22 protein-coding genes and 1 pseudogene are annotated in these 19197 nt (G+C 65.0%); 6 read left to right on the top strand and 17 right to left on the bottom strand.

Going from position 1 to position 19197, the window contains the following annotated elements; all coding sequences use genetic code 11:
• The first annotated feature begins 4 nt into the window (after positions 1-4).
• Positions 5-157 carry an IS4 family transposase gene (locus HWY30_RS27245; RefSeq protein WP_425199405.1) on the top strand — a complete coding sequence of 51 codons (153 nt, stop codon included), beginning with the start codon at positions 5-7 and terminating at the stop codon, positions 155-157.
• 156 nt (positions 158-313) lie between these two features.
• Here HWY30_RS27245 and HWY30_RS27240 read toward each other — a convergent pair whose 3' ends face one another.
• From HWY30_RS27240 to HWY30_RS27230, 3 genes are read right to left on the bottom strand one after another with little or no spacing between them, the layout of a single operon-like run.
• Positions 314-766, bottom strand: coding sequence for a hypothetical protein (locus HWY30_RS27240; RefSeq protein WP_143037272.1), 453 nt, complete (start codon positions 764-766; stop codon positions 314-316).
• Complete coding sequence (locus HWY30_RS27235) at positions 750-1313, bottom strand: lysozyme (RefSeq protein WP_090809552.1); 564 nt, start codon at positions 1311-1313, stop codon at positions 750-752. The genes HWY30_RS27240 and HWY30_RS27235 overlap by 17 nt, the downstream gene beginning before the upstream one ends.
• Positions 1313-1756 (bottom strand): hypothetical protein, encoded by a 444-nt coding sequence (locus HWY30_RS27230; RefSeq protein ID WP_090810489.1) that lies wholly within the window; start codon positions 1754-1756, stop codon positions 1313-1315. Before HWY30_RS27230 ends, HWY30_RS27235 begins: the two co-directional genes overlap by 1 nt.
• Positions 1757-2014: 258 nt before the next feature.
• Here HWY30_RS27230 and HWY30_RS27225 point away from each other — a divergent pair.
• Positions 2015-2395 (top strand): annotated as a pseudogene (locus tag HWY30_RS27225) (transposase domain-containing protein); the annotation flags it as partial.
• 123 nt (positions 2396-2518) lie between these two features.
• Here the strand turns inward: HWY30_RS27225 and HWY30_RS27215 are convergent.
• The 3 genes from HWY30_RS27215 to HWY30_RS27205 form a co-directional block, all read right to left on the bottom strand.
• On the bottom strand, positions 2519-2917 hold the full coding sequence (locus HWY30_RS27215; protein WP_244145025.1) for a hypothetical protein: 399 nt from the start codon (positions 2915-2917) through the stop codon (positions 2519-2521).
• A gap of 209 nt (positions 2918-3126) precedes the next feature.
• Positions 3127-4077, bottom strand: coding sequence for a hypothetical protein (locus HWY30_RS27210; RefSeq protein WP_090809551.1), 951 nt, complete (start codon positions 4075-4077; stop codon positions 3127-3129).
• A gap of 271 nt (positions 4078-4348) precedes the next feature.
• Entirely contained in the window at positions 4349-4927 is a 579-nt protein-coding gene (locus HWY30_RS27205) for a hypothetical protein (protein ID WP_090809549.1), read from the bottom strand.
• A gap of 241 nt (positions 4928-5168) precedes the next feature.
• Between HWY30_RS27205 and HWY30_RS27200 the strand changes: the two genes are divergently transcribed.
• On the top strand, positions 5169-5444 hold the full coding sequence (locus HWY30_RS27200; protein WP_090809546.1) for a metal/formaldehyde-sensitive transcriptional repressor: 276 nt from the start codon (positions 5169-5171) through the stop codon (positions 5442-5444).
• 6 nt (positions 5445-5450) lie between these two features.
• A complete protein-coding gene (gene dmeF, locus HWY30_RS27195; RefSeq protein ID WP_090809544.1) occupies positions 5451-6368 on the top strand; it encodes a CDF family Co(II)/Ni(II) efflux transporter DmeF in 918 nt (305 codons plus the stop codon).
• Positions 6369-6510: 142 nt separating this feature from the next.
• On the opposite strand, the gene pcaF is transcribed toward dmeF, so the two are convergent.
• The 7 genes from pcaF to HWY30_RS27160 form a co-directional block, all read right to left on the bottom strand.
• On the bottom strand, positions 6511-7713 hold the full coding sequence (pcaF, locus tag HWY30_RS27190) for a 3-oxoadipyl-CoA thiolase (RefSeq protein WP_090810485.1): 1203 nt from the start codon (positions 7711-7713) through the stop codon (positions 6511-6513).
• Between the two features lie 366 nt (positions 7714-8079).
• The gene (denD, locus tag HWY30_RS27185) at positions 8080-9060 is read right to left on the bottom strand and encodes a D-erythronate dehydrogenase (protein WP_090809542.1); all 981 of its coding nucleotides are present in this window, start codon (positions 9058-9060) and stop codon (positions 8080-8082) included.
• Between the two features lie 33 nt (positions 9061-9093).
• Entirely contained in the window at positions 9094-9894 is an 801-nt protein-coding gene (gene otnI / locus HWY30_RS27180) for a 2-oxo-tetronate isomerase (RefSeq protein WP_090809539.1), read from the bottom strand.
• 61 nt (positions 9895-9955) lie between these two features.
• Complete coding sequence (otnC, locus tag HWY30_RS27175) at positions 9956-10618, bottom strand: 3-oxo-tetronate 4-phosphate decarboxylase (RefSeq protein WP_090809537.1); 663 nt, start codon at positions 10616-10618, stop codon at positions 9956-9958.
• Positions 10615-11928 (bottom strand): 3-oxo-tetronate kinase, encoded by a 1314-nt coding sequence (gene otnK / locus HWY30_RS27170; RefSeq protein WP_090810483.1) that lies wholly within the window; start codon positions 11926-11928, stop codon positions 10615-10617. Before otnK ends, otnC begins: the two co-directional genes overlap by 4 nt.
• 14 nt (positions 11929-11942) lie before the next feature.
• Complete coding sequence (gene ltnD / locus HWY30_RS27165; RefSeq protein ID WP_090809535.1) at positions 11943-12833, bottom strand: L-threonate dehydrogenase; 891 nt, start codon at positions 12831-12833, stop codon at positions 11943-11945.
• A 72-nt stretch (positions 12834-12905) separates the two neighbouring features.
• Positions 12906-13610 carry a FadR/GntR family transcriptional regulator gene (locus tag HWY30_RS27160; RefSeq protein ID WP_090809533.1) on the bottom strand — a complete coding sequence of 235 codons (705 nt, stop codon included), beginning with the start codon at positions 13608-13610 and terminating at the stop codon, positions 12906-12908.
• A gap of 244 nt (positions 13611-13854) precedes the next feature.
• On the opposite strand from HWY30_RS27160, the gene HWY30_RS27155 reads away from it, so the two are divergent.
• Positions 13855-14679, top strand: coding sequence for an IclR family transcriptional regulator (locus tag HWY30_RS27155; RefSeq protein WP_090810481.1), 825 nt, complete (start codon positions 13855-13857; stop codon positions 14677-14679).
• A gap of 84 nt (positions 14680-14763) precedes the next feature.
• Here the strand turns inward: HWY30_RS27155 and HWY30_RS27150 are convergent, their stop codons facing one another.
• Positions 14764-15954, bottom strand: a complete 1191-nt coding sequence (locus tag HWY30_RS27150; RefSeq protein ID WP_090809531.1) for a M20 aminoacylase family protein — start codon at positions 15952-15954, stop codon at positions 14764-14766.
• Positions 15955-16065: 111 nt separating this feature from the next.
• Here HWY30_RS27150 and HWY30_RS27145 point away from each other — a divergent pair, with 111 nt between their 5' ends.
• Entirely contained in the window at positions 16066-16974 is a 909-nt protein-coding gene (locus HWY30_RS27145) for a LysR family transcriptional regulator (protein ID WP_090809528.1), read from the top strand.
• 15 nt (positions 16975-16989) lie between these two features.
• Here the strand turns inward: HWY30_RS27145 and phnN are convergent, their stop codons facing one another.
• The 3 genes from phnN to phnF are packed head-to-tail and all read right to left on the bottom strand — an operon-like array spanning position 16990 to position 19057.
• Complete coding sequence (gene phnN, locus HWY30_RS27140; protein ID WP_090809526.1) at positions 16990-17541, bottom strand: phosphonate metabolism protein/1,5-bisphosphokinase (PRPP-forming) PhnN; 552 nt, start codon at positions 17539-17541, stop codon at positions 16990-16992.
• Positions 17538-18302, bottom strand: coding sequence for a DUF1045 domain-containing protein (locus HWY30_RS27135; RefSeq protein ID WP_090809523.1), 765 nt, complete (start codon positions 18300-18302; stop codon positions 17538-17540). Before HWY30_RS27135 ends, phnN begins: the two co-directional genes overlap by 4 nt.
• Positions 18299-19057: a phosphonate metabolism transcriptional regulator PhnF gene (gene phnF / locus HWY30_RS27130; protein ID WP_090809521.1), complete on the bottom strand. Its 759-nt coding sequence runs from the start codon at positions 19055-19057 to the stop codon at positions 18299-18301. Before phnF ends, HWY30_RS27135 begins: the two co-directional genes overlap by 4 nt.
• Positions 19058-19197 lie beyond the last annotated feature (140 nt).

Here is a 19197-nt window from a genome sequence, read left to right as displayed (position 1 = left end):
CACTGTGAATGAGGTCGTGCGGCTGATTGCGCAAATCGGTGGTTTCCTCGGCCGAAAGAGCGACGGTGAACCGGGTGCCAAGACCATCTGGCGAGGGCTCGATCAGGTACTCGCTGCCGCTGACACGCTACGCGCGCTCCGCGACGGGCTCGGCTAAGGACTTATGTATAACGCTATGGCCTATGCCCAGTCGTGGTGATGCCGCTTGCCTGCATGACCTGCCCTTAAATGGCCCCGTCGAAACGGGTCGTTCAACCCGTTTTTATTGGATAGAGGTCGACACAAATTCATTGCGTCACTCTCGCAATCCTTTCTACTGACTTCTCCGAAGTAATTTATTGATCGCAGCACATTTTGGAATTTTTGATGTTTCCATATCTCCAGGACAAGCCAGCCACTTATAGAATTCCATTTCCTGCGACGCGATCTTCAACCGGCATTCCGCAACCTGAAAACCAGTATCAGGAGCATAGCGATCACTCCATTCGTTAAACGAATAAGCAATTAAAGTACAGTCCGATGATATTTTTTCATCCCATACTTCAAAATTCCTGTCTAGAGCAATTTGTTTATCTCCCGTCGTGATCTTCCTGATGCCTCGATACAGCTTCTCTGCGTCAGCGAGAATTTTTTCTGTGTCGGCGTTAGTGCAGGCAAGAAAATCGTTTCGCGTTTTTGCCTTTTCTTCACATGACGTATCCGCAAACACGGAAATAGATGCCGATACAATTAATACGGCCACGATGGCTTTAATGGCTGTGGTCATAATTTCCGTCCTTGAAAAGACTACCTTCTGAGCGACGTCGCTTGATCAGTCCACGCGGACGCACACCACCGGCCATCGTGTACTCTAAAAATTTGGCCGGCACGCGGTCATAATGACCCGAGTTAACAAGATTCAGCAAGCCGGCATTACCACTTGGAAGATTATATACAAAGCAAACGAGTGCGTCGTACTCGAACTGATATAGTGGCACGCGAATGTTTTTATTTACAATGCGTTCCGGGTATTCAAGATCAAGCAGCAATAATTCTCGCGCCTGCGCAATTGTTATGCCATTACGAAACGGCACTTCAGGCGCCGCACCAGATATTGGCCCCATATGAACCAGATGCCCATATCCAACAGTTGCATTACCTCCTTTACCAGCCCCGTCATTGTCATATATATGCGGCATGAAAGCTTCCCAGCCTGCAATGAAAGTTATCCCATGTTGCGATATCTTCCAGGGTTTGCCTAGTCGTCTGGATTGGACCACCAGATTCGAATCCGGATTTGTATTCGTTACCGCTGTTCCAAGTGCGTCAGGCATTACGCCTCCTCTCTGTGACCAAGATAAATATGTATGGATTGAGCGCCGTTTGTTTTGTAGCGTTTAGTGCGCCCCAGCCCATCCGTTACGCCGTGGACGAGCGAACCGGACGGCAGACGAACCGTGTAATACGTGTCGGGCATAACGCGGCCGTCACCATCTTTGAGTGTGTATTGTTCGTCGTGAGTGCGATCCTTCGACGTTAGCGCCGGCGCTGCCTTCCGCCCGCGACAGTCGCACGCCCATGCGTAACCCAGGGCTTCGGCCATGTCGTAACCGTTTGAATACGATCTCAGCCTATCGAACGGAAACCATTCGCCGGTTTCGGCGTTCAGCGCCATGGCGGACGACATTGGCGGGAAGTTTGAGTAGATTGAATAGGTGATACGGCAAAGCTGGCACTCTTCCTTGCCGCCGGTTTTATCCTGTTTCTGCTGTCCCATTTGACCTTTGCTGATTTTCCAGAACACACGCAGAGAATTAACCATCTAACACACGACACGGTCAACGACTTTAATTTGAGATAAAACCATTTTTACAAATGTTTTCGATTCTGATGATTCCAGGCATCTCATCCAGTGCATTTTTCCGATATCACGGCCCAACAAAAATGGCGGCATTGTGCCCTAATGCCGTTCAGTTAAGCGACTGAACGGCATTTTGTTTCCTGCGCAAAGTAGTTGTAAACGGGGCGTGGCGATTACCGACACCAGTCAATCAGCGAGGTCGTCGATGAACTGGACCTTGCGTTACCTGTGGCCGATGCGTCGTTTGTCAGCAGGAGTGCCATCACCCAGGCGCGGTAGCGCGTCGGCGAGGCGCCATTGGCGCGGCTGTTTCACGAATCAGCCAGAAACTGGGTTGCGCAGGATCAGCACCGATACCTCTTCAAGGGATTCTCGCTGTTCGCGATGGATGGCACCACGCTGCGCCCCGCCGACAGTGCCGCCAACCGCAGACATTTCGGCGCCTCTGCCGCTGCTCATGGCCGCAGTGGTAGCTACCCCCAACTGCGCGCGGTTACGCTCACCGCGCTTGCCACGCATCTGGAGCCGGGCTATCGCCGCATGCGTCTCGACACGCTGCCGACGATGCAAGCGGCGCTCGGCCTCTACGCATCGCTGGGATTCGAGCCCATCGACGCCTACGTGTTCAATCCGATCCCCGGCGCGATTTTTCTGGAACGCGATCTGACGCGGCCGCGTTCAATGTAATGGCGGTGCAGGCCTGACCCGGCCTGCAGGTATGCACTCGCTCATTGCCCCGTTCTGCTGGCTCAAGCCACGCACGACCACCTCGGACGATTTGCCGTCACGCCGCGCGAGTTCGGCCAGATCGAGCAACGCGGCGTAGCGCGCGGAACAGTCGCTCGCCGCGCCGGCGGCGGGGTTCGCGCGAAGGTCGTCGTTGGCGTCGCCGGCGTCGATGACTGCGTTGACCGCCAGCAACGTCGCCACGACGATCGTCGCGAGCGCGACCGTTTTGCGGAGCGCGCCCCGCGCAGCCCTTTGCGCTCGCGAGTGACGCTCCCCCTCAGCAGCGGGGTTCGCGCGAAGGTCGTCGTTGGCGTCGCCGGCGTCGATGACTGCGTTGACCGCCAGCAACGTCGCCACGACGATCGTCGCGAGCGCGACCGTTTTGCGGAGCGCGCCCCGCGCAGCCCTTTGCGCTCGCGAGTGACGCTCCCCCTCAGCAGATGGTGGACACGAGCCCGCCATTTCGCACATCGCGTCGCACATCGCGTCGCACCGCGCGGCGCGACGTGAGCGCCACGATTCTACGCAGGTTCTGATTCTCATCGCCGCGCTCATCGTCAGGCCCAATGCGCCGGCACCCACACGCGCCCGACCCAATGGCCCGGCACCCAGACCACAGCCCGCGGCGCGACATACACGGGACGCGGCGCGACGTAGACGGCCGGCGGCGGGGGCGGCGCCACGACCACCACCGGCGGCGGAGCATAGGCCGGCGGAGGCGTCACCACGACCGGCGGCGGCACGTACACGACCGGCGGCGGGACGACGACCGGCGGAGGCGGCGCCACGACCACCACCGGCTTCGGCGCAACGACCACGGTCGTACCGGTCGCCGTCGTGGTCCCGCCCGCGACCACCACGCCGCCTGTTACCACCGTACCGCTCGACGTCACCGTGTGGCCTTGCGTGCCGGTCACGCTCGTCGAAGTCGTCACGACGCCGGGCGCGACCCGCGTCGCGGTGCCTGAGTGATAGACGTTGTTGTTGTCCGGACCCGTCACCGTGCCCGAGCGCGCGCAGGTCGACCCCGCGCAATTCGTCGACGCAGAATGATTGACCGTATTGCCGTTCGATCCGGTGATCGAGCCCGACGACGAATACTGGCCCGGCGCGGTGCGCGTCACGTCGCCGGACGTCGTCGCCGTTTTGCCGTCGGGACCGGTCAGCGTGCCGCTATGCGAGCAGGAGCCGCCCGCGCAACTGGTGTCGCCCGAGTGCTGCACCGAGTTGGTGTAGCGGCCCGTCGCGGTACCCGAGTTCGAGAACTGGCCGGGCGCCGTGCGCGTGACCGTGCCAGTGTTGCTCGCGACGCCGCCATAGGGGCCGGCCACGCTGCCCGCATGCGAGCAGCTACCGCCGCCGCACGAGCCGTAGTGCGCGCCGTTATAGACGCCCCGCGACGTGTACGCGGTGCCGTGACCCGACCACGCGAACGCCGATGCGCTGCCGAGCGCGAGCACGGCGGCGGCCGCGCCGAGCACCGCGTTGCGCAGCGCGCCTCGCGCCATGCTGGCGCAGACCCTCTCGGAACCTGCGAATGAACGATTTTTCACGGTATGTCCTTGCTGGATTCGGGCCACTTGCGTCACTGCCGCGTGGCGACGAACGGACTATAGAAAAACACTCCGCGGAAATCATCACGGAACATATGTCGCGCTGTTTCACCGCGACGCGGGCCCGCCAGGCAAGGTTTTGCGGGCATTCGGCGGGAGCCGTGACATATTTCGACATAGTTTGCGAAACAGATGCGGCCGCCGGAATCGACTGCGGCCCCGCCGCTCACTGCCCGACCGGCGTCACCTGCACCGCGGCGGCCGACACGAACGCCGCATGCACGGTGTCGCCGACCTTCACGTCGCTCAAATCGACGTCGGGCGCTGCTTCGAAGGTCTGGGTCTGATACGCGCCGCGCAGCGTCACGAGGCGCTGCTTGCGATCGATCTTCAGCACGGTCGCGAGCACCTCGGTCTGCCGCGCCGACTCGTACCCACCCGACGCCGGCGCATAGCTCCGCCGGTCCACCCGCTCGCGAATCCCCTTGCCCGCGCTGCTTGCCTTCTCGACCTTGGTGAGCAACGCATTCTTGTACAGCACGTCGACGCGATCGCCGATCTTCATCTGATCGAAACCGGCGACCTGCTGGCTGACGAGCACGATCGCGACGTCGCCATGCGGGCCCTTCAATGTCAGCGAGCGGTTGCCCGCATCGATGGCGACGATCTCCGCCGTCATATGCACGGGCTGCGCCGCGCTGAGCACCGCTTGCGCGGTGCTCGCCATGTCGTCCTGCGCTCGCGCCGGCGGGGCCGCGGCCACCACCGCGCTGACCAATGCTGCAGCTATCGTCGCTGTTTTCATCCGCGTTCTCCTCCTGCAAGGTATCAATACGGCTTGACGGTCGGTCATGCGCGTCGAGCGCAATCGCTTCGTGCTACGCAGCATTCGTGCCCAGCGTCATGAACCCGCGTCTACAGGACAACCACGGCCAACAGTATGACGCGAACGATTTGCCGACGTATGCATCGGCATGGCCGCCGACAGCCATCAGAAACGCCATCTCTGTACCGTGCTATCCTATATACCCATAGGGGGTATATGTATGGCACATCTGAGCATACACAAAGACGGCTTATTGAAACGCGTTCGTCGCATCGCGGGCCAGGTTCAGGCTATCGAGCGTTCACTGGAGTCGGACGCCGATTGCGAAAAAGTCCTGCACCTGGTGGCCGCGACCCGCGGCGCAATGAACGGCCTGCTCGACGAGATCGTCGAGGCGCACGCGCGCGAACATGTCGCGCATCCGGACCTGACGGCCAGCCAGCGCAAGAAGGGAGTTGATGCATTGATCGGCGCAATCCGCCGCTATTCGAAGTAAGTTTGTATGACTGACCATCTGATCCGCAAACACGAGCACTCGTTTCTCGGCAGCTCGCACGACGACAACGCGCGCCGGACCCGCTTCGTCGTCGCGCTCACCGTTGTCATGATGATCGGCGAAATCGCGGCCGGTTACGTGACCGGCTCGATGGCGCTGCTCGCCGATGGCTTCCACATGGCGACGCATGCCGGCGCGCTTGGCATTGCCGCGCTCGCGTATGCGTTCGCGAGACGCAACTCGGCAAACCGCGCGTTCAGTTTCGGAACGGGAAAAGTGGGCGAGCTTGCCGGCTTCGCTTCGGCGCTGATTCTCGCGCTGGTGTCGCTTGGCATCGGCATCGAATCGGCGATCCGGCTCGTTCATCCCACCGGTGTCGCGTTCGGGCAGGCCGCGGTGATTGCGGCGATCGGGCTGGTCGTGAACATCGTCAGCGCGCTGCTGTTGTCGGGCGGCCATGCGCACCATGGGCATCACGATCATCACCATCATCACGACCATGCGCATGGGTCCGACAACAACCTGCGCTCGGCCTATGTGCACGTGCTCGCCGATGCGCTGACCTCGGTGCTGGCGATCGTGGCCATGCTGGCCGGCCGCTATCTCGGGTGGGTCTGGACGGACCCGCTGATGGGCATCGTCGGATCGATCGTCATCGCGCGCTGGGCATGGACGCTGATGCGCGACACGGCCGACGTGCTGCTCGACAGAACCGACGAGCACGTGGCCGGCGAAATCCGCGAAATCCTGGATTCGCACGGCGACGCCGAGATCGCCGACCTGCACGTCTGGCAGATCGGCCCGCAGGCGCGAGCGGCGATCGTCAGCGTGCGCACGCATGGCGGCGTTACGGCCGAGACGATCCGCGCGCGGCTCGCACCGGTGCATGAGGTCATACATCTGACCGTCGAAGCGGCGTCATAACGCCTGCGCCCGGCGCAACAAGGCGCGATCAAAACAAAGGGCCGGCGTGTCTCGACGCCGGCCCTTCTGCTTTTTACTATTCAGCTTGCGCGGAGACCCGCCTAGCGCGGGGACCGAAGCTCGCGCTAAACCAGCTCACGCATCACACGCGCTCGATCGCGATCGCGATGCCTTGGCCGACGCCGATACACATCGTGCACAGCGCGAAGCGGCCCTGCGTGCGTTGCAGCTGATACGTCGCGGTCGTCACCAGACGCGCGCCGCTCATGCCGAGCGGGTGGCCGAGCGCAATCGCGCCGCCGTTCGGGTTCACGCGGGGATCGTCGTCGGCGACGCCGAGGGCGCGCAGCACCGCGATACCTTGCGAGGCGAACGCTTCGTTCAGTTCGATCACGTCGAACTGATCGATCGTCATGCCCAGACGCGCGAGCAGCTTCTGCGTGGCGGGTGCCGGGCCGATGCCCATCACGCGCGGCTCGACGCCGGCGGTGGCCACACCGAGCACGCGGGCGCGCGGCGTGAGGCCGAAGCGCTTCGTGGTCTCTTCATTGGCAAGCAGCAACGCCGCCGCGCCGTCGTTCACGCCCGATGCATTACCGGCCGTCACCGTGCCGTCCGGACGCACGACGCCCTTCAGCTTCGCGAGCGTTTCGAGGCTCGTTTCGCGCGGATGCTCGTCCTGCATGACCGTGATCGGATCGCCCTTCTTCTGCGCGATCGTCACGCCGACGATCTCCTGCGCGAGCGTGCCGTCGCGTTGCGCGCGCGCCGCCTTCTGCTGGCTGCGCAGCGCGAATGCGTCCTGGTCGGCGCGGCTGATGTTGTAGTCGGTCGCGACGTTTTCGCCGGTTTCCGGCATCGAGTCGACGCCGTACAGCTTCTTCATCAGCGGATTCACGAAACGCCAGCCGATCGTCGTGTCGTAGACCTCGTTCTGACGCGAGAACGCGCTGGTCGCCTTGGGCATCACGAACGGCGCGCGGCTCATGCTTTCGACGCCGCCGGCAATCATCAGCGCGGCCTCGCCCGACTTGATCGCGCGCGCGGCGATGCCGACCGCATCCATGCCCGAGCCGCACAGACGGTTGACCGTCGAGCCCGGCACGTCCTTCGGCAGACCCGCGAGCAGCAGCGACATGCGCGCGACGTTGCGGTTGTCGTCACCGGCCTGGTTCGCGCAGCCGTAGATGAGGTCGTCGATCGCGGTCCAGTCGACGTTCTTGTTGCGCTCCATCAGCGCCTTGAGCGGCACCGCGCCCAGGTCGTCGGCGCGCACCGACGACAGCGAACCCGCATAGCGGCCAATGGGGGTGCGAATCGCGTCGCACAGAAATGCTTCGGTCATGGGATGTCTCCAGTTGAGATGCTGCGTGCGCTGCGCCTCGGCCGGCTTCGCACCGATGAGGCCGGTTCGAGGCGCCGAGGCATCGGCCCTGGGCGCCAACGGCCGCGGACGGGCAACTGCAAAATGGCGGCGGCGTAGCGCGCCGACACGTCGAAGCAGCTTAGCGCAGGATCGTGAACGATGGGCTTGGGATTGACGACCGATACGGCTGTCGCCTCTTCTTCGCCCTGCCTCATGTTCTATATACGAACACAAGGTCATATATCGAACAAAACAGCCTCGATAATAGGCGGGGGCGCGAAAGCATGTCAAGCACGGCCGCAGCCGTGCCAAGCGACACCAGGGAATACGCGGAGGGGGTGATCTTCAGCGAACTTCGATTCCTTCATCGGCGATGTAGCCGCGAATCACGTCCGCGAAACTGCGCTCGGTCGCGAGCCCGAGCCGTTCGGCGCGCGACGTATCCCACGCGCCGGGCCAGCTCCCAACGATCTTCTCGATGCGCTCGTCGGGCTGCCGCACAATGCGGCTCGCGACCGCCTCGCCCGCGACCTCGCGCAGTGCCGCGATCATCTCGTCGACGCTGACCGACAAGCCCGGCAGGTTCAGCACGCGTTGCTTGCCAAGCGCGGCGCCATCGAGTTCGAGGCCGGCGATAAGACCCTCGATCGCCTTGCGCGGCGACAGCAACCACAGCCGCGTCGAACCGGCGACCGGACACACGGCCTCCTCGCCATTGAGCGGCTCGCGGACGATGCCGCTCGCGAACGACGACGCCGCCGCATTCGGCCGCCCCGGCCGCACGCTGATGGTCGGCAGCCGCAGCACGCGGCCGTCGACGAAACCGCGCCGCGAATAATCGTTGAGCAGCAGCTCCGCGATCGCCTTCTGCGCGCCGTACGACGACTGCGGATTGAGCGCGGTGTCGTCCTGCACGACCGCAGGCAGATCGCCACCGTAGACCGCGACCGAACTGGTGAACACGACGCGCGGTTGGTGCCCGCGCTGCCGGCAGATTTCGAGCAGCAGCCGCGACGCATCGAGATTGATGCGCATGCCGAGATCGAAGTCCGCCTCGGCCTGGCCGCTGACGATCGCAGCGAGGTGAAAGATCGCCGAGGTTTGATCGTCGATCACGCGTTCGAGCACACTGCGCTCCGCGATATCGCCGACTTCGGTGCGCACGCGCGCATCGCCGAAATCGTGTGCGCGCACGACGTCGAGCAACACGAGCCCGGTAATCGCTTGCGGTGCGCCGTGCGCATCTTTCAGTGCGCCGCGCGCGAGCAGTTCGCGCGCGAGACGCTGGCCGAGAAAACCGGCACCACCGGTGATCAGTACTTTCATGGTTACGTGTGCGTCAGTGGTTGTCGGAAAGCGTCAACGCCCCGCATCGAGATAAGGCTTCAGCCAGCCAAGCCCCGCCGAGGTCCCCGCGCGCGGCCGGTATTCGCAGCCGATGTAGCCGTCGTAGCCGAGCGCATCGATCAGATCGAACAGGTACGGGTAGTTCAGCTCACCGATGTCGGGCTCGTGCCGCTCGGGCACACCCGCAACCTGGATGTGACCGATGCCGGCCATATCGCGTTTGAGCTTCGTCGCGAGATCGCCCTCGACGATCTGGCAGTGATAGCAATCGAACTGCACCTTCAGATTCGGCGCGCCGACTTCGGCGCAGATCGCTTGCGCGTCGTCCTGTCGATTGAGGAAATAGCCGGGCATGTCGCGCGTATTGATCGGCTCGATGACGACCGTGATCTGTTCGGCTTGCGCGGCCCGCGCGGCATAGACGAGGTTGTTCAGGTACACGTCGCGTTGTGTTTTGCGCTGCGTTTCGCCCGCTCGATCGCCGGCGATCAACCCCGCCATCACATGCAGCTTGCGATTGCCGAGCACGCGCGCGTACTCGAGTGCCGTGTCGATGCCGCGGCGGAACTCGTCCTCACGGCCCGGCAACGACGCAAGGCCGCGCTCGCCGCCGCTCCAGTCGCCGGGTGGCGCATTGAACAGCGCCTGCGTGAGGCCATGCGCGTCGAGCCGCGCCTTCAGCTCGCCCGGGCGGAACTCGTAGGGAAACAGGAATTCGACCGCGTTGAAGCCGTCGCGCGCGGCGGCGGCGAAGCGATCGAGGAACGCGTGCTCGTTGTACATCATCGACAGATTGGCGGCGAAGCGAGGCATGGCGGCAGCTCCTTCAAGACAGTTCGATACGGTGCGCGGCGTTCATCGGTCATGCGCGCTGCTACCAGCGCGCGCCGAACGCGGCACGGAGTTGTTCGATCGCGGCGGCGTCGAGCGGCGCGGGCCGCGGATTCGTCATCAGCCACAGGCGCGCGGTCTCCTCGAGTTCTTCGAGCGCATACGACGCGCGCGCGACCGAGCGCTCCCACACTACCGGCCCCAGACGTTCGAGCAACACCGCGCGCACCCGATCGGCCAGCGCGGCGATCTGCGCGGCCACTCGGGGATCACCCGGGCGTTCGTAGCGAATCAGCGGTACGTGGCCCACTTTCATCACGTAGTACGGTGTGATCGGCGGCAACACGTCCGCTTCGCTCCATACGCCCGCGAGCGTCAACGCGACCAGATGCGTTGAATGGGTATGGACGATGCCGCGCGCCTCGCCGTTGCGCGCATAGATACCGCGATGCAGCGCCAGCGTTTTCGACGGCTTGCCGCCCGACACCGCGTGGCCGTTTGCATCGACCTTCGCGATGTCGGCGGGATCGAGGCGGCCGAGGCACGCGTCGGTCGGGGTGATCAGCCAGCCGTCGTCGAGCCGCGCGCTGATGTTGCCGGCGCTGCCGACCGTATAGCCGCGCTGATACAGGCTCGCGCCGACCGCGCAGATTTCCTCGCGAACGCGCGCTTCGGCGCAGGTGTGAAGTGCCGGTGCGTCGCTCATTGCGCGGCTCCGTCGAGATGGCGCAGGGCCTTGTCGAAGAAGTCGGTGGTGCCGAAATTGCCGGATTTCAGCGCGAGTGCGAGCGGCTCGGCGCCGGTCGTCGCCGTGGCCGGCACGCCCGGATCGATCTGTGCGCCGATGCGCAGCATGCGCACGTCGAGCGCCTGCACGACGGCGCCCGAAGTCTCGCCGCCCGCGACGACGAACTTGCGCACACCCCGTTCGCGCAGACCGCGCGCAATCGCCGCCAACGTCTTCTCGACCAGATGCCCGGCCTCGTTGACGCCGAGTTCGCGCTGCACGGCCTGCACTTCGTCGGGCGATGCGGTCGCATAGACCAGCACCGGTTCCGCGTGCACGAAGCGCTGTTGTGCGAACGCGAGCGCCTCGCCGACGACGTCCTCGCCGCGCGCCGCCGCGAGCGGATCGATGCGGAACGCGGGCCGTGTCGCGCACCAGGCGGCGACCTGCGCGTTGGTCGCCGTCGACGCACTGCCCGCGAGCACCGCCGACAAACCTTCTATACGCGGCAATTGCGCGGCATGGGTTTGCTCGCCGAGCAGACCCGCGCGCCGGAAGTTGGCCGGCAAACCAAGCGCGACGCCGGAGCCGCCGGTGATCAGCGCGAGGTCCGCGCAGGCCAAGCCGAGCGTGTGCAGATCGGCGTCGGACACCGCATCGGCAATCGCGATGCGCACGCCGTCGGCGCGCAACGCGGCGAATGCGGCACGCACGGCCGCATCGCCTTGCGCGAGCTGGTCGTAACGCACGAGCCCGACCTTCGATTGCGTTTGCCGCCGCAGCACGCGCACGAGGTTCGCGTCGCGCATCGGCGTCAGCGGATGGTTTTCCATGCCCGACTCGTTGAGCAGCGCATCGCCGACGAACAGATGACCGCGAAAAATCGTGCGGCCGTTCTCGGGAAACGCGGGACACGCGATCGTGAACGACGCGCGCTGAGCGAACTCGGCGGACAGCGCATTCAGCAACGCATCGGTCACCGGGCCGATGTTGCCCGCATCGGTCGAATCGAAGGTCGAGCAGTACTTGAAGAAGAATTGCCGGCACCCTTGCGCGCGCAGCCAGACGAGCGCGGCCAGCGATTGCGCGACCGCGTCGGCGGCCGGGATCGTGCGCGACTTCAGCGCGACGACGAGCGCGTCGGCGCCAAGCGCTGCGTTGGAGGTGGGCACGCCGATCGTCTGCACCGTGCGCATGCCACCGCGCACGAGCATGTTGGCGAGATCGGTGGCGCCGGTGAAGTCGTCGGCGATGCAGCCGAGCAGCGCGGGTTTCGTTTGAGCCGTCATGACCTCTTCCACGCCTATTGCTTCGTCGGCAATTCGATGCCTGGGAAAATCTTCACGACCGCCGAGTCGTCTTCGCCACCGTGGCCCGCCGTCGACGCCATCATGAACATCTGATGCGCTGCCGCCGACAGCGGCAGCGGAAACTTCGTGCGACGCGCGGTATCGAGCACGAGGCCGAGGTCCTTGACAAAAATATCGACCGCCGACAGCGGCGTGTAGTCGCCCGCGAGAATATGCGGCACGCGGTTCTCGAACATCCACGAATTGCCCGCGCTGTGCGTGATCACGTCGTACAGCGCGTCCGGGTCGACACCTTCGCGCAGGCCGAGCGCCATTGCCTCGGCGGCCACCGCGATATGCACGCCGGCCAGCAGCTGGTTGATGATCTTCACCTTCGAGCCTGCGCCATGCGTGGCGCCAAGCCGATACACGTTGCCGGCAATCGCGGCGAGCGCGTCTTCGCACGCGGCATAAGCGGCCGCGGGACCGGACGTCATCATCGTCATCTCGCCCGACGCCGCGCGCGCCGCGCCGCCCGACACCGGCGCATCGAGCATCTGCAGACCGGCCGCCTCGACGCGCTTGCCGAGATCGCTCGCGAACTCCGGCGCGACCGTGGCACTCGCGATCACGACGCCGCCCGGCTTCATGGCCGCGAGCGCGCCGTGCTCACCGAACAGCACGGCCTCGGTTTGCGCCGCATTCACGACCAGCGTGATCACGACCTCGCACTGCGCGCCGAGCTCCGCGGGCGTCGCACAGCCGATGCCCCCTTCATCGACGAACGCCTGCAGCGCGTCGCGCCGCAAGTCGCACGCGTGGACCCTGAAGCCCGCACGCAACAGCGAGCGCGCGACGCCGAGCCCCATGGCCCCCAAGCCAATGACACCGACATTTCTCGACATGCATGACCTCTATGGATGGGTGCCGCATTCGTGAGTTCGCGCGCGTCGGAATCACCGCGCGCCTTCAGCGCGTCAGACGATGCCCGCCTCGGCAAGCCGCCGCGCCGCGTTGTACAGATGCGTCTGCGCGGCATTGCGCGCCGCCATCGGATCGCCGGCGCGAATCGCCGCGGCGATCGCCGCGTGCTCCTCGCGCACCTGCCGCGAGAAGTCCTCGCGCAGCGCCTCGTTGCGGCGCGTGACGACCGTGCCCGCTTCGAGGTACTGATTGAGGAACGTCAGCGTCTTCAGGAAATACGGATTGCCCGTAGCCGCCGCGATCGCGCGATGAAACGCGACGTCTTCGGCGACGCCGTCTTCGCCATTGCCGACCGCGCGCTCGATGCGCGCGAGCGCGGCGTCGATCGCGGCCATCTCGGCATCGCTGCGGCGCATCGCGGCTTCCGACGCGACCTCCGCCTCGATCGCGCGACGCAGCGCGAGGATCTGCACGACCGAGCCCGGCTCCACGGCTTGCGCGTAGTCGATTCGCAGCGGGCGGATCGCGCCGTGCCCGGCGACGAACACGCCACTGCCCTGGCGCGGCTCGACCACCCCCTCGTTCTTCAGTCGCGACAGCGCCTCGCGAATCACCGTGCGGCTTACGCCGAACTGTTGTGCGAGCACGGCTTCGGTCGGCAGCCTGGCGCCGCGCGCGAAGGTGCCCTTGTCGATCTGCTTCAGCAGTTGCTGCGCGACGGTGTCGCTCAAAGCGCGCGCGGGAATCTTGTCGAACATGGCGGATCGGTTGGACCGGGTGTCTCGAACTAGTCAGGTTATCGGGTCATCATACAAATTTGGAGTGGGAATCGCATCCACGCAAACCCTGGGGTTTTTGCACGAATCGGCGTTATTTGGCGAAATAGAAGGCTTAAGCTATCGTCTCGCCTTTGCGCCGCAACGCAAAACGCGTCGCCGCATCGAAACGATCGCGCGTCGCGCGTCCTTCGCGCGCACTCTTCCGAACCCACGATCAAGGTCCATGAGCAAAGCCCTGCCGCCGTCTTCCGTCGCGCCCGCCAACGCCGAACCGGCCCCGGAGAAACCGGGCGACTCGTACGTGCAGTCGTTCGCGCGCGGCCTCGCGGTCATCCGCGCGTTCGACGCGACGCGGCCTGAACAGACGCTCACCGACGTCGCCGCGGCGACTGGCCTCACGCGCGCCGGCGCGCGCCGGATCCTGCTGACGCTGCAAACACTCGGCTATGTGGAAGCCGAGGGACGCCTGTTTCGTCTGACGCCGAAGATCCTCGACCTCGGCTTCGCGTATCTGACCTCGATGCCGTTCTGGAATCTCGCCGAACCGGTGATGGAAAGCCTGTCGGCGCAGGTGCACGAAAGCTGCTCCGCGGCCGTGCTCGATCGCACCGAGATCGTCTACGTGCTGCGCGTGCCGACTCACAAGATCATGACGATCAACCTGTCGATCGGCAGCCGCCTGCCCGCCTACTGCACGTCGATGGGCCGCGTGCTGCTTGCCTCGCTCGACGACGAGACGCTCGACGCGACGCTGAACTCGACGCCGCTCTACTCGCACACGCCGCGCACCGTCACCGACAAGCAAGAGTTGAAGAAGCTGATCGAGCAGGTGCGTCGCCAGGGGTGGGCGATCGTCGATCAGGAGCTCGAAGGCGGCTTGATTTCGCTGTCCGCGCCGATTCGCAATCGCCAGGGCCGCGTGATCGCCGCGATGAACATCAGCGGCAACGCACAGCGCAATTCGGCCAAACAGATGGTGAAGGCGTTCCTGGAACCGCTGCAGCGAGCCGCACAGACAGTCTCGGAGATGGTCGCGCGGCGCGGCTAATGAACGCTTCGTGGCTCTGGCCGCGCGGTGATGAGCAGCCGGGCGCGCACGCCTCGTGCGCGCCGCGTCGTTTGCATCAAGCGCTCACTGCGCGAGATAGCGCTCCACCAACCGCGCCCAGAACGCCGCGCCGATCGGCAGACTGCTGTCGTTGAAGTCGTAGTGCGGGTTGTGCACCATGCAACCTTCCTCGCCGACGCCATTGCCAATGCGCAGGAACGTGCCCGGCCGCTTCTGCAGCATGAATGCGAAGTCCTCGCTGCCCATCAGGATGTCGGTCTGCTCGACCACCTTGTCGTCGCCCACCAGTTCGCGCGCGACCTGCACCGCGAAATCCGTTTCGGCATCCGTATTGATGACGACCGGATAGCCTTCGATGTACTCGACGTGCGCTTTGCCGCCATAGCTTGCGGCCTGCGACTCGGCCAGTTCGGTGATGCGCCTCTTCAGCAACGCGCGCACCTCGGGGCTGAACGAGCGCACGCTGAGTTCGAGCCGCGCGCTGCTGGAAATCACGTTGTTCGCGGTGCCCGCGTGCATCGAGCCGACCGTCACCACGGCGGGCTGCGACGGATCGACGTTGCGCGCGACGATCGTTTGTAGCGCCATCACGATGCTCGCGGCGACCACGACCGGATCGACGGTCAGATGCGGACGCGCCGCATGGCCGCCGACGCCTTCGATCGTGATGATCGCCTTGTCGCCCGCCGACATGAACGGTCCCTTGCGGAACAGCAACACGCCCGGCTCGGCTCCCGGATGGTTGTGCAGGCCGAACACGGCGTCGCACGGGAAGCGCTCGAACAGGCCGTCGTCGATCATCTTCAGCGCACCGCTGTCGATGCCGCTTTCCTCGGCCGGCTGGAAATACAAATGCACGGTGCCCGAGAAATTGCGCGTGGCCGCGAGACGTTGCGCGGCGCCGAGCAGGATCGTGGTGTGACCGTCGTGGCCGCACGCGTGCATCTTGCCGTGGGTGCCGCTCGCGTACGGCAGGCCGGTCTGTTCGATGATCGGCAACGCGTCCATGTCCGCGCGAATGCCGATGCTGCGCTTGCCGCCACGCTCTTTCAGCGTGCCGACCACGCCGGTCTTGCCGACCCCGCGCGTGACCTGCCAGCCCCACTGTTCGAGTTTTTCCGCGACGAGCGCCGCGGTCTGCACTTCCTCGTACGCGAGTTCCGGATGGTGGTGAATCTGATGGCGAATCTCGCGCAGGCTCGCGGCGGCGGGTTCCAGATCGGACACTTCGGTCAAACGCGGGGTCTCGTTCATAGCTTGTATGGCTCCAGTGAGTAGCCTCGCACTATAGCCACGCTGTTTTGTTCGAATAAGATGCTATTTTTTTCACCCTGATTAACAGGTCTTATATACGGGGTTACCCTTATGAAGCTGCAGCAGTTGCAGGCCTTCGTCGCCGCCGCGCATCACCGCAGTCTGCGCGCCGCCGCGCGTGAGCTTGGCGTCACGCAGCCGGCCGTCACGCATACGATTCGCGAGCTGGAAAGCGCGCTCAACGCCGCCCTGATGGTGCGCAGCGTGCGCGGCATCGAGCTGACCGCGTGCGGGCTCGCGCTGTTGCCGCGCGCCGAGCAGTTGCTCGGCGACATGCGCCGCACGGTCGAGGCCGTCGAGCAGGTCAAGGGCGAACTGGCCGGCAAGGTCAGCGTCGGCACGATGCCATCGCTCGCGCTGACGGTACTGCCGCATGCGGTGTCGAGCTTTCGCGAGCGGATGCCGCTCGTGAGTCTGCATCTGGAGGAAGTGACGGTGCCCGACGCGCTCGCGCGTCTGCGCAACGGCGCGCTCGATCTCGCGGCGATCCATCACGTTCTGGCATTGGATAACGATCTGGTGCAGGTGCCGCTGTACTCGACGCAGTTCGTCGTCACGATGCGCGCCGGCCATCCGCTCGCGAACGTCACGCGTCTATCCGAGCTGCTCGACGCCGAGTGGATCGTCACGGTCGGCGCCGATCACTTCCCGCACAGCGTGATGATGGCGATGTTCAGCGCGCACGGCTTGCCGGTACCGAAGCGCTTGCTGCGCGCGCCGTCGTCGTTTGCAGTCACGCTCGGGCTCGTGTCGCAGACCGACGTGATCAGTTGCTTCACGCGGCCGCTTGCGCAGAGGGTCGCGCCGCTCGGCATTCGCGTCGCACAGATCGAAGACGCGCTGCCGAACTACGATCTGAGCATCATCTCGCGACGCGATCTGCTGCCGACGCCGGCCGTGCAGCAGTTCGTCGCATGTTTGCGGCAGGTGACGCGGGAGCGGATGGGAGCCGTGCAGTAAGGCCGCGTGCTTGCGCTACGCGCTCACCTGCTCCTTGAGCACCGTGATCAATGCGTGCCCCGCTTCTTCGAGCGCGCCGGAGTTGTCGATCGTCGTGCAGCGCACGCCGGCCGGCAACGCAAACGGCGCGCGCCGCGCGAGCCGCGCCGCGACCTGCTCCGACGATTCGCGCGCCCGCGCGCCGAGCCGTGCTTCGAGAATATGCGGCGCGGCGCTCACGTGCACCACTTCCGCGCGTGGATAGCGCGCGAGCGCATGCTGCAGGTACTGCCGCGAGCCGTTGACGACCACCGTGCAGCCGCGCGCGAGCCACGCATCGAGTTCGATGCCGATGCCATAGCGCAGCGAATGGCTCGACCATTCGAGCGCGAACAGGCCAAGCACCGAGCGCGCGGCGAACTCCTCGACACTTAGTGCAACATGCACCTCGCCATTGCCGCTCGGCCGCGTGATGTAACGATGCGCGAATACGAGCGGCTCGCCGGCGAGCCGCATGCGCGCGAACTGCAGCAGCGAATCCTTGCCCGCGCCCGACGGCCCCATCACATAGATCAAACGCCCAGTCATTGGCTGCTCACCTCGTCTTGCTGCTTGTTCGTGCGATCGCCAGGTTGCGCGCCGTGGCTGAACGGCAGCGGCTGCCATAGCACGAACGGCTCACCCGGCGCCGGCTCGACGAACAGCGCGGCCTGATCGACAGCGAGCGGCCCGAGCGCGGGCGTGCGCTCCCGCCACCATGCGAGCAGCGTCGCGCGCTCGTCGGCATCGGCGAGCGAACTGGACAACGTCATATGAAAACGGAACTCGTCGAACACGTACGGATAGCCCCATTGCAACAGCAACGCACGTTGGCGTTCGCTGAGCGGCGCGGCGAGCCGTCGCTCGAGATCGGCCGCCGACGGCCGCGCGCACAGCCTGTCGAGCGACTGCAGCGCGTTCGACGCGAGTTCGCGAATGCGCGTCTCGCCATCTGCATCGGCCGGTCGCAACGCGACGAAGTCGCCCAGCGTGGCCGCTTCTACCGGCAACGTGAACGGCCGCTGCGCGAGCGCCCAGGCTCGCGCGGCCGCGAGCACGTCGGGCTGCGTGACGCCGGCGCCGAGCCGGAACGGGGCGACCAGCGTGCCATGCCAGCCATAGCGGCGCGGCGCGTCGGTCAACGCGGCGAGCGGGCGCGTCAGGCCTGGCGGCTGCGGCTGCGCGCGGCGCTCGCCGCTGTGCACATCGCGGCCGAGCCATGTCGAGCCGGCCTGCCACCACGCCGATTCAACCGACGGCGCGTAGTACAGCGCAAAGCGCGCTTCGGCACTCCATACGGGGCCGCTCACAGGTCATGCTCCACGAGCAGTTGCACGCGATCGGCCGCGAAATGCGTGAAGCCGTATTTGACCGGCGTGCCCTGCAGATCGACGTCGACGTTCTCGACCCACAGCACCGGCTGCTGACGGTTGATGTTGAGCCGCCGCGCGACTTCCGGCTCGGGCAGCACGCTGCCGATGCGGCTCCACTTGCGCAGATAATCGTCCACGCCGAATTCGGCCAGCGCTTTCGTCGTGCCGCCGAGGCGTTGCACGACCTCCGGCAAATCCGGAAAACGCGCGGCCGGATACCAGCTGCGCGCGTATGTGAGCGGCACGCCGTCCGACTCGTTCAGCGATTCGATGCGATAGACCGCCGCGCCCGCGCGCAGACCCAACGCCTTCGCGACACTGGGCTCGGCCTTCACGCGTGCGGCCGACAGCATCGTGCCCGCGGGCGAGTGGTGTTGTTGACGCAGGTTTTCGGTGAAACGCGTACGGCGGCCGATCGAATAGTCGATCGCGCCGGGCTGCACGAACGTGCCACGCCCCTGCTCGACGCTGACGAGGCCGAGCGCGGCGAGGCCGAGCATCGCGCGGCGCACCGTGTGACGGTTGACGTCGAAGCGCTTCGCCAGCTCACCCTCGCTCGGCAGCCGCCCTTCTTCGCCGAACCCGCTTGCCGTGATCTCTGCGGCGAGAATCTGTTCGATCTGTCTCCAGACGGCCACGCCCGCGCCCCGTTCGAGCGTCGTGGCCGGCGCCGCGCTGTCGTTCGATGTCATGGTGCTGTCATTCCCTTCGGTTCAAATGATCGCCATGACGTGCATTGTAGTGCGCGAGCCGTGATGAAAATATGAATGTCCGCCGCGCACGACAGTCCAGACAACTATGCTTATAAACGTCTAGACGTTTAGATGAATAG

Source organism: Paraburkholderia tuberum STM678, from assembly GCF_902833905.1.
In the GTDB taxonomy this organism is placed as follows: Bacteria; Pseudomonadota; Gammaproteobacteria; order Burkholderiales; family Burkholderiaceae; genus Paraburkholderia; species Paraburkholderia tuberum.
This window is presented reverse-complemented; position numbering and strand designations above follow the sequence as displayed.

Excerpts from the sequence above, each read along its gene's own strand:
- HWY30_RS27240 (WP_143037272.1), bottom strand. The coding sequence starts at position 766 with ATGACCACAGCCATTAAAGCCATCGTGGCCGTATTAATTGTATCGGCA.
- HWY30_RS27235 (WP_090809552.1), bottom strand. The coding sequence starts at position 1,313 with ATGCCTGACGCACTTGGAACAGCGGTAACGAATACAAATCCGGATTCG.
- HWY30_RS27230 (WP_090810489.1), bottom strand. The coding sequence starts at position 1,756 with ATGGGACAGCAGAAACAGGATAAAACCGGCGGCAAGGAAGAGTGCCAG.
- HWY30_RS27210 (WP_090809551.1), bottom strand. The coding sequence starts at position 4,077 with ATGGCGCGAGGCGCGCTGCGCAACGCGGTGCTCGGCGCGGCCGCCGCC.
- HWY30_RS27205 (WP_090809549.1), bottom strand. The coding sequence starts at position 4,927 with ATGAAAACAGCGACGATAGCTGCAGCATTGGTCAGCGCGGTGGTGGCC.
- HWY30_RS27200 (WP_090809546.1), top strand. The coding sequence starts at position 5,169 with ATGGCACATCTGAGCATACACAAAGACGGCTTATTGAAACGCGTTCGT.
- dmeF (WP_090809544.1), top strand. The coding sequence starts at position 5,451 with ATGACTGACCATCTGATCCGCAAACACGAGCACTCGTTTCTCGGCAGC.
- pcaF (WP_090810485.1), bottom strand. The coding sequence starts at position 7,713 with ATGACCGAAGCATTTCTGTGCGACGCGATTCGCACCCCCATTGGCCGC.
- denD (WP_090809542.1), bottom strand. The coding sequence starts at position 9,060 with ATGAAAGTACTGATCACCGGTGGTGCCGGTTTTCTCGGCCAGCGTCTC.
- otnI (WP_090809539.1), bottom strand. The coding sequence starts at position 9,894 with ATGCCTCGCTTCGCCGCCAATCTGTCGATGATGTACAACGAGCACGCG.
- otnC (WP_090809537.1), bottom strand. The coding sequence starts at position 10,618 with ATGAGCGACGCACCGGCACTTCACACCTGCGCCGAAGCGCGCGTTCGC.
- otnK (WP_090810483.1), bottom strand. The coding sequence starts at position 11,928 with ATGACGGCTCAAACGAAACCCGCGCTGCTCGGCTGCATCGCCGACGAC.
- ltnD (WP_090809535.1), bottom strand. The coding sequence starts at position 12,833 with ATGTCGAGAAATGTCGGTGTCATTGGCTTGGGGGCCATGGGGCTCGGC.
- HWY30_RS27160 (WP_090809533.1), bottom strand. The coding sequence starts at position 13,610 with ATGTTCGACAAGATTCCCGCGCGCGCTTTGAGCGACACCGTCGCGCAG.
- HWY30_RS27155 (WP_090810481.1), top strand. The coding sequence starts at position 13,855 with ATGAGCAAAGCCCTGCCGCCGTCTTCCGTCGCGCCCGCCAACGCCGAA.
- HWY30_RS27150 (WP_090809531.1), bottom strand. The coding sequence starts at position 15,954 with ATGAACGAGACCCCGCGTTTGACCGAAGTGTCCGATCTGGAACCCGCC.
- HWY30_RS27145 (WP_090809528.1), top strand. The coding sequence starts at position 16,066 with ATGAAGCTGCAGCAGTTGCAGGCCTTCGTCGCCGCCGCGCATCACCGC.
- phnN (WP_090809526.1), bottom strand. The coding sequence starts at position 17,541 with ATGACTGGGCGTTTGATCTATGTGATGGGGCCGTCGGGCGCGGGCAAG.
- phnF (WP_090809521.1), bottom strand. The coding sequence starts at position 19,057 with ATGACATCGAACGACAGCGCGGCGCCGGCCACGACGCTCGAACGGGGC.